The sequence below is a fragment of the Sulfitobacter sp. 1A10359 genome, assembly GCF_043558145.1.
GTDB classification, from domain to species: domain Bacteria; phylum Pseudomonadota; class Alphaproteobacteria; order Rhodobacterales; family Rhodobacteraceae; genus Sulfitobacter; species Sulfitobacter faviae.
Genome location: NZ_JBIFGB010000002.1, coordinates 243,506 through 255,517, shown reverse-complemented (window position 1 = coordinate 255,517; position 12,012 = coordinate 243,506). Strand labels below are relative to the sequence as shown.

The window sequence follows — 12,012 nt, the reverse complement described above, 5'->3', positions numbered from 1 at the left end:
GGTGCAGCGCAAGAGGGCTGTGGCCGTCTTTGTCACATTTCTGCAAGCTTTCCGATCAGAGCGGCGACAGATCAAAGGGGGGAGGGAGGTCGCGCAGGTTCTGCGCGCCCAGCTGTCCCATATTGGCGGTCAGGTCGCGGGCAAGCACATCAATCAGGTGATCGACCCCGCGCGGCCCAAGGGCGGCGAGGGCAAAGTGGAAGGCCCGGCCCAGCATGATAAAATCCGCGCCGAGCGCGAAGGCACGCAGGATATCAAGGCCCGATTCCACGCCGCTGTCAAAGATCACCGGCAGTTTCGTGGCGGCACGAATGGCGGGCAGCGCCTCGGCGCTGGCGGGGGCCGCGTCGAACTGACGGCCCGCGTGGTTCGAGACCCAGATCGCATCGGCCCCGGCCTTTTCCATTTTCGTGGCGTCTTCGGGGCGCAGCACGCCTTTGATCACCAGCGGACCCTGCCAGTGGTCGCGCAGCCAATGCAGATAATCCCAATCGGGCGCGGTGCGCAGCAGATAGCCCACATGGGCGGTGGGCGGCAGGTTCGCGGTGGCCGTGCCGTCGGTGTATTTGTCGAGCATTTTCATATGCGGCAGACCCCGGCGGGCCATGCCCATTGCCCAAGCCGGGCGCATCGCAACCTGCGCCATCAGCCGTGGGGTCAATTTGGGCGGGCTGGTCAGGCCCGAACGGGTCTGCCGCTCACGGCGCGAGGCGACCGGCACGTCGACGGTCAGGACCAAAGTCGTGAAACCCGCAGCCTTGGCCCGCGCCAGCATATCGGTCCGAATTTCCGGGTCGCGCGGGGGGTAGAGTTGGAACCAACCATGCGCGCCCAAATGGGGCGCTACATCTTCCGGGCAGGTCGCGGCCACGGTGGAAAGGCCAAAAGGAATGCCGGCGCGATCCGCCGCGCGGGCAAGATGGGCTTCGGCATCGGGCCAGATCAGGCCGGACATGCCCAAGGGGGACATGCCGAAGGGCAGGGGGAGTTTTTGCCCCATCAGATTAACGCTGAGGTCAGGCGTGAATTCGCCGTGCAACACCGAGGGCATCAACCCGACGCGGTCTAGGGCCGCGCGGTTGCGGTGTTTGGTGGCCTCCGTCCCGGTGGCGGAATCAAGGTATTCCCAAACGAATTTAGGCAGGCGCGACTGCGCGCGGCTGCGAAGGTCCGAAAGGGCGGGGTAGGTTGCATGTAGGTCCATGGCGGCATTTGCGCCAAAGGGTTACGGATTGTCCAGATGGCGTGGCTGCGTCGGAGCCGGGGTGAGGGTGCTGCCGTCCGGGTGGGGCGCAACCAGTTACTGTCGGAAAATGGACCGGGCGAGCGGTGCGGCCTCGCTTACCTTGCGGCCCGGCGGTGTCGGTAGGTTGTCGGCCATATCCACAAGCGCCGCGATGGCTGCTTCGATTTCGTCACCTTCGCTGGCGGCGGCGCCTTCCATGTCGATCAGGTGGACGGTCGGATTGGCCTCGGCATCCAGCCGTTCCTGCGCGATGGAGCGTAGCTCTTGCATGGTGCTGTCGATGGCGCGGCAGAGCCCGGCCAGCATCCCTGCCGACCCGGTAAGCTTCGCCGGATCGATCAGCCCTTTTTCGGCGGCATCCAGCACCGTCGAGATTTGTTCGAGTTTGAACGAGGATGTCGCCGCGAAATAGCGGACATCTTCAAAAGCGAGGGTATCGCGGTTGTCCCGCTGCACCCGCTCCACAACGATGGCGCTGCCCACCACCCGGTCAAGACCGCGGTAGGATTGCACATGATGCAACGTGGTGTCCCAAATGAGCGGCCCGCGGGGCATATGCAGCATCTCGCGATAGCGGATTTGCCCCGCGTTCGAGACGCAGCGCGCATAGCGTTCATTGACCGCCTCAGCCTCTTCATGGGGCATGAAACTGTGCAGGGGGCGGTTTATCACCTCACTCATCACCATGCCGCTATGCGCCTCATGGGCGGTGTTGAGGGCCAAAAGTTCGAAATGCCCGCTGTCGGCGTTCAATTCCGCAATGAACATCGGCAGTTTGAACCGGTCAATCTCTCGGCGCAGTACCGAAGTATCATCGTTTCTGAACATGAGCGGTTCCTCTCGTTTATCGTTGTGTCAGCACATTGCCGCCAAAGCATTATCAACGGGTAAAGATTTCCCCCGCATTTTAAATTCACCCGGTTTTGCCCGCAGCGACGCCAAATCGGGACTTGAATATCTTTCGAAAGAACATTTGAGGAACGTCTCTTTATCTCGTACCCCGGACGCGCTAGATTGCGGGCATGAGTGATTTTGACGAAATGCACGCCTTTGAGGGCGCCTCCCTGTCCGCCCGCGCCATGGCCGCGCGTCCGCAGCCTTATCTGGAGGGGTTGAACCCCGCCCAACGGGCCGCGGTCGAGACGTTGGATGGCCCCGTGCTGATGCTCGCCGGGGCGGGCACCGGCAAAACGCGGGCGTTGACGGCGCGAATCGTGCATCTGCTTAACACCGGGCGCGCGCGCCCGCATGAGGTTCTGGCGGTCACCTTCACCAACAAGGCCGCGCGGGAAATGAAAACCCGCGTGGGCCAGATGCTGGGCCAGCAGGTTGAGGGGATGCCATGGCTCGGCACCTTTCACGCGATTTGCGTCAAACTGCTGCGGCGGCATGCGGAATTGGTGGGGCTGAAAAGCAACTTCACGATTCTCGATACGGATGACCAGTTGCGCCTGCTCAAACAATTGGTCGCCGCCGAAGGGATTGACGACAAGCGCTGGCCCGCGCGGATGCTGGCGGGGATCATCGACGGCTGGAAGAACCGCGCGCTGACCCCGGACAAGATTCCGAGCGCGGATGCCGGGGCATACAACCACCGCGGGCCGGAGATTTACGCGCAATATCAACGCCGTCTGATCGAATTGAACGCGACCGATTTCGGCGATCTGCTGCTCAATATGGTGACGATTTTCCAGGCGCACCCGGATGTGTTGGCGCAGTATCAGCGTTGGTTCAAATACATCCTCGTTGACGAATATCAGGATACCAACGTGGCCCAATACCTGTGGCTGCGGCTCTTGGCACAGGGGCACAAGAACATCTGCTGCGTGGGCGACGACGACCAGTCGATCTATGGCTGGCGCGGGGCTGAAGTGGGCAACATCCTGCGGTTTGAAACGGATTTCCCCGGCGCCCATGTGGTCAAGCTTGAGCAGAATTACCGCTCCACCCCCCATATCCTCGCCGCCGCCTCGGGCGTGATCGCGGGCAATGAGGGGCGCTTGGGCAAGACGCTCTGGACCGAAGAGACCGAGGGCGAAAAGGTCCGCCTGATCGGCCATTGGGATGGCGAGGAAGAGGCGCGTTGGATCGGGGATGAGATTGAATCCGCGCAGCGCGGCACAAGAGGGCTCGACCCCTTCTCGCTTGACGATATGGCGATTCTCGTCCGGGCGAGCCACCAGATGCGCGCCTTTGAGGACCGGTTTTTGACCATCGGCCTGCCTTATAAGGTGATTGGCGGCCCGCGATTCTATGAGCGTTTGGAAATCCGCGACGCCATGGCCTATTTCCGCGTGGTCACCAGCCCCGATGATGATCTGGCTTTCGAGCGGATTGTGAACACGCCCAAGCGGGGTTTGGGCGAAAAGGCGCAGCAGAAAATCCAGCGCACGGCGCGGGATCATGGGGTGAACCTTGTCGAAGGTGCGCGAATCCTTCTCGCCCATGGCGGGATCAGCGGCAAAGGGGCGGCGCAACTGCGGCTTTTGATCGACGGGATCGACCGTTGGTCGTCCATGCTGCAAGGTCCTCGGATTGAGATCAGCGAGGACGACTCGGTGCTCGATGATGGTGCCGCACCGCTGCGGGTGGATTACGGCCCGCCTGAAGTGTCTCATGTCGAACTGGCCGAGATGATTCTCGACGAAAGCGGCTATACCGGCATGTGGCAGAATGACAAAACGCCCGAAGCGCCGGGGCGGCTGGAAAACCTTAAGGAACTCGTCAAAGCCTTGGAGGGGTTCGAGAACCTGCAGGGCTTCCTCGAACATGTTAGCCTGATCATGGATAATGAGCAGGAAGGCGATGGCGAGAAGGTCTCGATCATGACGCTGCACGCGGCCAAGGGCTTGGAATTCCCCATGGTTTTCCTGCCAGGCTGGGAAGATGGGCTGTTCCCCTCGCAGCGTTCGATGGATGAAAGCGGGATGAAGGGGCTCGAAGAGGAGCGGCGGCTGGCCTATGTCGGCATCACCCGGGCGGAGCAGATTTGCACCATCTCTTTCGCCGCCAATCGCCGGGTCTTTGGCCAATGGCAGAATGCGATGCCGTCGCGTTTCATTGATGAGCTGCCCGAAGAACATGTGGATGTGCTGACTCCGCCGGGGCTTTACGGCGGTGGCTTTGGCGCGGCCATGCCGCAATCGGACCTACATGACCGTGTCGCAAGCGCGAATGTCTATAATTCACCGGGTTGGAAACGCCTGCAATCACGCAGCGGGGCGCGGGGCACCAGCCAGCCGCGCGAAAGCCGCAATGTCACGATCGATATGCAGGCGGTCGCCGCGTTTGAGATGGGCGAGCGCGTTTTCCACGATAAATTCGGCTATGGCGAAGTGATTGGCATCGAAGGTGACAAGATGGAAGTCGCCTTTGAGAAGGCCGGGACCAAAAAGGTCGTCTCACGTTTTTTGACCGGCGGGAAAGACGTGCCCTTCTAAATTGCACCCTGTGGCGGGCTGCCAAAAGCCTGCCTGCACAGGACCTTACAAACAAAAACGACGACACCTTGGGAGGAAGGTGCCGCCGTTTCTATGTCGGCCCGAAGCGTCGAGGGAGGGTCGGCTTCGGGTCTCCTTGCGGGGTCCGCCTCATTCAGGGAGGAGGAAAGTGACGCGCACCCCGGCTTTCAGACGGCAGAACAGGGAGGGGTTCTGACGTCCGATCTCTATCTCTGCTTAGCCGCGGGAAGATTCCCACGCGACGCGGCGCAGTTCGGAACGGCTCAGGCCAAGGTCGGCCAGTTCGCGGTTGCTCAACGCGCTCAGACCGTCGAAAGTTTCACGGTAAAGACGGTGCTGTTTGTAGCGGGTTGCCAGTGCTTCGAATACGCCGCCGATACGGGCAAAGACGGAAGTTGTGTTTGCAGTGGTTGTGTTCATGTAAGCCATTTCGGCGCCTCTTTTTTCATCTGTGGATCATCTCGTTGCCTGCTATTTACGCCCTTTCTGCATTTGCACAACGGGCATAAAGTCAATGCCGCTATGCAGAAAGCGCATAGGTTCTGAGTGGCGCAACTTGTTGATAAAAAACGGTTTTGCCCGCGCGGCAAAAGGGCGCAGGGTCATAAAGCTGTCATATATGGGGAGGGGGGAAAGGGGGCGACAACATCTGGGAGGAGGTAGATGTCGCCGCCAATAACAGACACATCCGGGAGGAGGATGGACGCGTCTGGTCTTTCCAAACTTGCCTGCATCCGGGAGGAGGAGTGGATGCATCCAAGTCTTGGTAAAATCAGACACATTCGGGAGGAGGAAGAATGTGTCTGGTCTTTCCGAAAGCGGGGCGCTTGGCCCTGCCTATGAACCCAAGTTAGCGCTAATTGCTGCGCGTGCACAATATTTCTTTTTGCAATGCTGCTATGCGGCAAAAACATGGTACCCCTGCGTAATCCTTGGGCATTGCGCCTCTTTCCTATGCAAAAAGGGCCGTCCCCTTGCGCTTGGCGCAGAACCTGCCATTTCAGAAGCCGTAATAGAGGAGAATTTGCGCATGTCTGTGACCAAAGCAGAAGTCGAAGCGGCGCTGGCGCGGGTGCAACTGCCCGACGGCAAAAGCCTGCTGTCCCATGATCTGGTCCGCGCGCTGGTGGTCGAAGGTGATAAGGTGCGATTCGTCATCGAAGCGCCCAATGCCGATGTGGCGCGGCAGATGGCACCGTTGCGCGACGCGGCAGAGCAGGTGGTGCGCGATCTGCCGGGGGTGGGTGATGTGTCGGTCGCGTTGACCGCGCATGGCCCCGCACCGAAAGCGCCCAGTCTCAAGGTCGGTGGGCATCCCAAGCCGCAAGAGGGGCCGATGAAACCCAGCGGCGTGAAGCGCATCCTCGCCATCGGCTCTGGCAAGGGTGGTGTGGGTAAATCCACCGTCAGTTCCAACCTTGCCGTGGCGCTGGCGCGGGCCGGGCGCAAGGTGGGGCTGCTCGACGCCGATATCTATGGGCCCAGCCAGCCGCGCATGATGGGGGTCAACAAGCGCCCCGCCAGCCCCGACGGCAAGACGATCATTCCCTTGCAGGCCCATGGCGTCACCATGATGTCGATCGGCTTCATGTTGGAAGAGGGCAAGGCCGTCGTCTGGCGTGGGCCAATGCTGATGGGCGCGCTGCAGCAGATGCTCGGGCAAGTGGAATGGGGTGAGCTTGACGTGCTGCTCGTCGATCTGCCCCCCGGCACCGGCGATGTGCAACTGACGCTCTGTACCAAGTCCGAGCTTTCGGGCGCCATCGTGGTCAGCACTCCGCAAGACGTGGCCTTGATCGACGCGCGCAAGGCGCTCGACATGTTCGCCACATTAAAAACCCCGGTGCTGGGACTGATCGAGAATATGTCGACATTCGTCTGCCCCGATTGTGGCTCTCAGCATGAGATCTTTGGCCAAGGCGGTGTGGCGGCGGAGGCCGAGAAGATGGGCGTGCCGCTTTTGGGCAGTCTGCCGATTGATCTCGATACCCGTTTGGCCGGGGACAGCGGCACGCCGGTCGCCACGGGCGAGGGGCCGATGGCCGATGCCTATGCCCGGCTCGCGAAGGGCTTGATCGAGGGTGGCATGGCCTGAGGAGGGCGGCGCGGGCGGTTAACCCAGCTCGCGCCCTTCGATCAGGTGGCCGTAAAGTGTGGTCAGCATCGAGACGAAAACCAGCCCCTCTATAAGGTAGAGCAGGGAATCCAGCATCAGCCGCAGGCCGGGGTCGGCGGGCAGCAACATGCTGGCGATCACGCCGAGCAACGTATTCACCACCGCCAGCAATACGGCCAGCGCCCAAAGCGTGCCGGCCAAAGGCTCGGTCGCGCGCCAGCTGTCGCGGACCGACATGACGTGGCCCAGAGCGGCGGCGGGCAGCACGAGGCTGAGCCGCAGCGCCAGCCAAAGGAAGGCCACCCCCGCCACCAGCCCGATCAACAGCAGTGCCGCCGGGCTCGACCCGGTCAGCCCGCCCAAGAGTAGCATGGCAAGGCCGATGGGAATGGCCGCGAGAAACTGCGCGAAGCCCAGAACGATAGCCCGCCAGACATAGGCCCAGAACAGCCCCATGCCCGGGCGCAGGGCGCTCCCGTCGTGATCAAGCAAGACATAGCGGTGCCAGAGGATGGCCATCAGCGCATAGCCAAGGATGCCCGCCAGCCCGCAGGCGATCAGGATCAGAAGTTGACCCGCAGGCGGCGGGGCGGCGTTCTCGATCACCTGATCCATGGCCCCAAGCGCATCCCCCGCCAGCAGGCCCGCGGCAGCGGCGGCCCCCATCACCCAAAGCACGGCAGGCAGGATCACCCGCAGCGTGGTTGAGGGCGCGTGAAAAAGCATGTTCAGCGCGTGGGTAAATAGAGCCGTGGCTTGGATCATGAAGCACTCCCTCCGTTTCGCGCCATTACATGCCGTGCGTGGGCCGAAAGGACAAGATACCGCTGTCAGGAGGGGCTATGCGGCTGGGAAGGCATGGGCCGCTGGGAGGCCATGGGAAAAGTCGCGGGAATGCATGGGACGTCTGGGAAATCATGGGCGCCCCTTGCGCCATTGGGGGGCTTGCCCGATTCGCAGCCACGGGAATTGGCGTGCAATTCGAACGCCCTGGACGCATTCTGCGGAACAGGCAACGAACACGTCCTGTGGATAACTATGTGAGCAAATTTTAGTGGGAAACTGTGGGATATTGTGCAGGTCGCAATTCGTTAACAAGATATAGTGTTTCAGGCTTAAGCGATCCCAAATTAAGCCACGCTGCGCCCGAAAAGTTATACCAGATGTTGTTCTCACAGCCTGTGCAAAACAAAATATTGGGCGGAAATCCAAAAAATATCTAGACGCCCATCAATTCCCATGGCATCCCTAATGCATCGGATGAGAACGGGACACGGGGCAGCAAACGACCCCAAAATAAATCAAAACCTAGCAGGTTTCATACAGGCACCTCGCTTTCATCAGACCAAAGAGATCCGGCGCGCGAGCGAGCAGACATCCCCCCAGGTGGCGCGCGCAGTCGGACTTCCCCCGCCAAGCTGCGGGACGTGGGCGGCGGGTTGATCAGTGGCAGCAGATCAACCCGCCGTTTCCATTTCCGGGGCAGGGGATTGAGGCGGACAACGAGTTTAAGCGCAAAGGCGCAAGAGGCAGGGACAACAAGTGAGCCGCAGGTTCAGAGGCGAAAGCCACCACAAGGTCGATACGAAGGGGCGGGTGTCTATCCCAGCCTCTTTTCGGCGTGTGTTGGAGGCTGGCGACCCGAACTGGAAGAACGGCGACAATCCCGAACTGGTCATCGTCTATGGCGACCACCGCCGGAACTACCTTGAATGCTATACCATGGAAGCCATCGAAGAGGTTGACGCCAAGATCGACCGCATGCCGCGTGGCTCCATGCAGCGCAAGGCGCTTCAGCGTCTGTTCCATGGTCAGTCTTTCCCCACGACGGTAGATGAGACAGGCCGTTTGGTGCTGCCCGCCAAGCTGCGCAACAAGATTGAACTCAACGGCGAGGCGTTCTTTATCGCCGCCGGTGACACCTTCCAAATCTGGAAGCCCGAAACCTACGAGACCGAGGAAGAGGCGTGGCAGCAAGAACTGCCCGACGATGTCGATCCGCTCTCGTTCCTTGATGGTGATATGGAGATCTGAGGGAATGGTTGCTGCCTCTGACCCTTCCGCCCCTCACACCCCCGTTCTGCTGCGCCCGATCCTATCTGCCGTGGCGCCCGTGGAGGGGGTTTGGCTGGATGGCACCTTTGGCGCGGGCGGCTACACCCGTGGCTTGCTTGAGGCCGGTGCCGCGCGTGTGGTGGCCGTCGACCGCGATCCACTGGCCTTTGAGATGGCGGCGGCATGGGCCGGTGACTATGGCGATCGGATCACCATGCAGCAGGGCGTCTTCTCGCGCATGGATGAATATGCCCAAGACCTCGATGGTGTGGTGCTGGACCTCGGCGTTTCCTCCATGCAGCTCGATCAGGCGGAGCGTGGCTTTTCCTTCATGAAAGATGGCCCGCTCGACATGCGGATGAGCCAAGATGGCCCCTCGGCTGCCAATCTGGTCAACGAGGCCGAGGAAGAGGTAATCGCCAATATCCTCTTTCAATACGGTGAAGAGCGCGCCTCGCGCCGGATCGCCAAGGCGATTGTCCGTGCCCGGGAAGAAGCGCCGATCACCACCACGTTGGAATTGGCAAAGCTGGTCGAAGGCTGCCTGCCGCGCGCTAAGCCCGGTCAGAGCCATCCGGCAACCCGCAGTTTCCAAGCGCTTCGGATTGCGGTGAACAATGAATATGGCGAACTCTTTCAGGGTCTTATGGCCGCCGAGCGGGCGTTGAAGCCGGGCGGGAAGCTGGCCGTGGTAACCTTCCATTCGGTCGAGGACCGCATGGTCAAACGCTTCCTCACCGCGCGTGCCGGGGCCGGGGGCAATGCCAACCGTTTCGCCCCCGCGCTTGAGCAAGCGCCGCCGCAGTTCACCCTGAAATCCCGCAAGGCGATTGGCCCTGACGCGCAGGAATTGGAAGAGAACCCGCGCAGCCGGTCGGCCAAGCTGCGGGTCGCCACGCGCACCGATGCGCCCAGTGGTGAGATTGACGCGAAAACCATCGGCATGCCGATGGTCAGGGGGATCTGAGTGATGCGCACGGTGATGTATATCCTCACCACCATTGCCGTGGTTGGATTGGCCTTCTGGGCCTACCGCGAGAATTACGCGACCCAGCAGGCGCTGAGCGATGCCGACAGGCTGCATGCCAATATCCGCGCGGCCCATGCCCGTCTGGCCGTCCTGCGCGCCGAATGGGCCTTTCAGAACCGCCCGGACCGGCTGCGCGATCTGGCGGATCTGAACTTTGACCGTCTGGGCCTGTTGCCGCTGCATCCCGGCCAGTTTGGTCAGGTCGATCAAGTCGCCTATCCGCCCCAGCCCATGCTGCCGATCACCGATCCTGTGGATGTCTCGACGATGAATTACGAGGCGCTGAACGGTCTTTCCGAGGAGAAGGTTGAATGATCCGCACCCCGCTGCGCCCGCTGGCCCGCATCCTCGAGGCCCGCGAGAAGGGGGAAAACCCCGATGCGATCGAACGTGAGAACAAGCGCATCCGCCACGAGCAGATGCGCGACAAGGCGCGGATGCGCGCCGAGGGGCGGCTTCTGGTGCTGGGGGTTTGTTTTCTTTGTGCCTTTACCGTGATTGGCGGACGCATGGGGCTGCTGGCGATGTCGGAACCGTCTGAGCCGCGCGGCCATGCGCCGGGGGCCGTGATCTCGGCCTCGCGTGCCGATATCACGGACCGGAACGGCAACCTTCTGGCCACCAATTTCGAGACCCACGCGCTCTATGCGCAGCCGCGCCACATGATCGACCCGGAGATGGCCGCGAAAAAGCTGGTCAAAATTTTTCCCGATCTGAAAGAAGAGCGCCTGATTAAGGATTTCACAGGCAAGCGCAAGTTCCTGTGGATCAAGAAGAAAATCAGCCCCGAACAGATGCAGGCCGTGCATGATATCGGCGATCCGGGGCTTTTGTTCGCGCCGCGCGACATGCGTCTTTACCCCAACGGCTCGCTTGCAGCCCATGTGCTGGGCGGAGCGAGTTATGGCAAGGAAGGCGTCCATGCCGCCGAGGTGATCGGCGTGGCGGGGGCCGAGAAGTATTTCGACGATTATCTGCGCGACCCGGCCAATGGCAACAAACCTCTAGAGCTGTCGCTCGACCTCACCGTGCAGGCCGCGGCGGAGCGGGTGCTTTATGGCGGCATGAAGCTGATGAACGCCAAAGGGGCCACCAGCATTCTGATGGATGTGCACACGGGCGAGGTGATCTCGGTCGCCTCGCTGCCGGATTTCGACCCCAACAACCGGCCCCGGCCCTTGACCCAAGGCGATGCCTCCGACAGCCCGCTGTTCAACCGCGCGGTGCAGGGGGTCTATGAACTGGGCTCCACCTTCAAGATTTTCGCCGCTGCACAGGCGGTGGAACTGGGGCTGTTCAACGCCGACACGATCATCGACACCTCCGGCCCGATGAAGGTTGGTGGCTTCCGCATCGGTGAGTTCCGGAACAAGAACTACGGCAAGCTGAGCGTCGCCGACATCATCGTGCATTCCTCGAACCGGGGCACGGGCCGGATGGCGCTGGAAATCGGTATCGAACGGCAGCAAGAGTTCCTCAAAAGCCTCGGTTTCTTCGAGCCGACCCCCTTTGAGATCGTCGAAGCCTCGGGCGGCAAGCCGCTCTTGCCGAGCCGTTGGACTGAATTGTCCAGCGTGACGATCTCCTACGGCCACGGGCTGTCGAGCACGCCGATGCACCTTGCCGCGGGCTATGCCGCCATCGCCAATGGCGGGCGGGCGGTAAAGCCCACGCTGCTGAAGCAATCCGCCCCCCAACTCGGCCCCCGCGTCATGTCCGAAGAGACCGCCGCGCAGGCCCGGATGATGCTGCGCAAGGTGGTGACCGATGGCACGGCCAGCTTTGCCGAGGTGCCGGGCTATCAAATCGCGGGCAAGACCGGCACCGCTGACAAGCCCAAGCCCACGGGCGGCTATTACGACGACAAGGTGATCAACACTTTCGCCAGCATCTTTCCGATCAACGATCCGAAATATGTGCTGATCGTCACGCTGGACGAACCGGTCGAGACCTCGGGCCCGAAACCGCGCCGCACGGCGGGGTGGACCGCCGTGCCCGTGGCCGCCGAGATGGTGCGCCGCATCGCGCCTTTGCTGGGGCTGCGCCCCGCTGTTGAACCGGTGAGCGACGCTGTGCTAACGCTGACCAGCAGCAACTGAAAAGA

At 61.6% G+C, this 12,012-nt stretch carries 10 protein-coding genes; 6 read left to right on the top strand and 4 right to left on the bottom strand.

All coding sequences use genetic code 11. The features are described 5' to 3' along the window. Positions 1 to 55: 55 nt before the first annotated feature. The gene (locus tag ACGYK2_RS05555; RefSeq protein WP_271687751.1) at positions 56 to 1,204 is read right to left on the bottom strand and encodes an alpha-hydroxy acid oxidase; all 1,149 of its coding nucleotides are present in this window, start codon (positions 1,202 to 1,204) and stop codon (positions 56 to 58) included. 96 nt (positions 1,205 to 1,300) lie between these two features. Then, a complete protein-coding gene (locus ACGYK2_RS05550) occupies positions 1,301 to 2,074 on the bottom strand; it encodes a hypothetical protein (RefSeq protein ID WP_271687750.1) in 774 nt (257 codons plus the stop codon). A 194-nt stretch (positions 2,075 to 2,268) separates the two neighbouring features. On the opposite strand from ACGYK2_RS05550, the gene ACGYK2_RS05545 reads away from it, so the two are divergent. After that, entirely contained in the window at positions 2,269 to 4,686 is a 2,418-nt protein-coding gene (locus ACGYK2_RS05545) for an ATP-dependent helicase (protein ID WP_394374260.1), read from the top strand. Between the two features lie 237 nt (positions 4,687 to 4,923). Here the strand turns inward: ACGYK2_RS05545 and ACGYK2_RS05540 are convergent, their stop codons facing one another. After that, complete coding sequence (locus ACGYK2_RS05540) at positions 4,924 to 5,136, bottom strand: DUF1127 domain-containing protein (RefSeq protein ID WP_271687748.1); 213 nt, start codon at positions 5,134 to 5,136, stop codon at positions 4,924 to 4,926. 601 nt (positions 5,137 to 5,737) lie between these two features. On the opposite strand from ACGYK2_RS05540, the gene ACGYK2_RS05535 reads away from it, so the two are divergent. Then, positions 5,738 to 6,802: an Mrp/NBP35 family ATP-binding protein gene (locus tag ACGYK2_RS05535; RefSeq protein WP_271687746.1), complete on the top strand. Its 1,065-nt coding sequence runs from the start codon at positions 5,738 to 5,740 to the stop codon at positions 6,800 to 6,802. Positions 6,803 to 6,820: 18 nt separating this feature from the next. On the opposite strand, the gene ACGYK2_RS05530 is transcribed toward ACGYK2_RS05535, so the two are convergent. Continuing rightward, entirely contained in the window at positions 6,821 to 7,588 is a 768-nt protein-coding gene (locus ACGYK2_RS05530) for a hypothetical protein (protein ID WP_271687744.1), read from the bottom strand. A 777-nt stretch (positions 7,589 to 8,365) separates the two neighbouring features. On the opposite strand from ACGYK2_RS05530, the gene mraZ reads away from it, so the two are divergent. From mraZ to ACGYK2_RS05510, 4 genes are read left to right on the top strand one after another with little or no spacing between them, the layout of a single operon-like run. Beyond that, positions 8,366 to 8,857, top strand: coding sequence for a division/cell wall cluster transcriptional repressor MraZ (gene mraZ / locus ACGYK2_RS05525; protein ID WP_082851962.1), 492 nt, complete (start codon positions 8,366 to 8,368; stop codon positions 8,855 to 8,857). Positions 8,858 to 8,861: 4 nt separating this feature from the next. Further along, the gene (rsmH, locus tag ACGYK2_RS05520) at positions 8,862 to 9,845 is read left to right on the top strand and encodes a 16S rRNA (cytosine(1402)-N(4))-methyltransferase RsmH (RefSeq protein ID WP_271687743.1); all 984 of its coding nucleotides are present in this window, start codon (positions 8,862 to 8,864) and stop codon (positions 9,843 to 9,845) included. 3 nt (positions 9,846 to 9,848) lie between these two features. Next, positions 9,849 to 10,223, top strand: coding sequence for a cell division protein FtsL (locus ACGYK2_RS05515; protein WP_168611985.1), 375 nt, complete (start codon positions 9,849 to 9,851; stop codon positions 10,221 to 10,223). Further along, positions 10,220 to 12,007 (top strand): penicillin-binding protein 2, encoded by a 1,788-nt coding sequence (locus ACGYK2_RS05510; protein WP_271687742.1) that lies wholly within the window; start codon positions 10,220 to 10,222, stop codon positions 12,005 to 12,007. Before ACGYK2_RS05515 ends, ACGYK2_RS05510 begins: the two co-directional genes overlap by 4 nt. The last annotated feature ends 5 nt before the right edge of the window (positions 12,008 to 12,012 follow it).

Excerpts from the sequence above, each read along its gene's own strand:
- ACGYK2_RS05510 (WP_271687742.1), top strand. The coding sequence starts at position 10,220 with ATGATCCGCACCCCGCTGCGCCCGCTGGCCCGCATCCTCGAGGCCCGC.
- ACGYK2_RS05530 (WP_271687744.1), bottom strand. The coding sequence starts at position 7,588 with ATGATCCAAGCCACGGCTCTATTTACCCACGCGCTGAACATGCTTTTT.
- ACGYK2_RS05540 (WP_271687748.1), bottom strand. The coding sequence starts at position 5,136 with ATGGCTTACATGAACACAACCACTGCAAACACAACTTCCGTCTTTGCC.
- ACGYK2_RS05535 (WP_271687746.1), top strand. The coding sequence starts at position 5,738 with ATGTCTGTGACCAAAGCAGAAGTCGAAGCGGCGCTGGCGCGGGTGCAA.
- ACGYK2_RS05545 (WP_394374260.1), top strand. The coding sequence starts at position 2,269 with ATGAGTGATTTTGACGAAATGCACGCCTTTGAGGGCGCCTCCCTGTCC.
- ACGYK2_RS05550 (WP_271687750.1), bottom strand. The coding sequence starts at position 2,074 with ATGTTCAGAAACGATGATACTTCGGTACTGCGCCGAGAGATTGACCGG.
- ACGYK2_RS05555 (WP_271687751.1), bottom strand. The coding sequence starts at position 1,204 with ATGGACCTACATGCAACCTACCCCGCCCTTTCGGACCTTCGCAGCCGC.
- rsmH (WP_271687743.1), top strand. The coding sequence starts at position 8,862 with ATGGTTGCTGCCTCTGACCCTTCCGCCCCTCACACCCCCGTTCTGCTG.
- ACGYK2_RS05515 (WP_168611985.1), top strand. The coding sequence starts at position 9,849 with ATGCGCACGGTGATGTATATCCTCACCACCATTGCCGTGGTTGGATTG.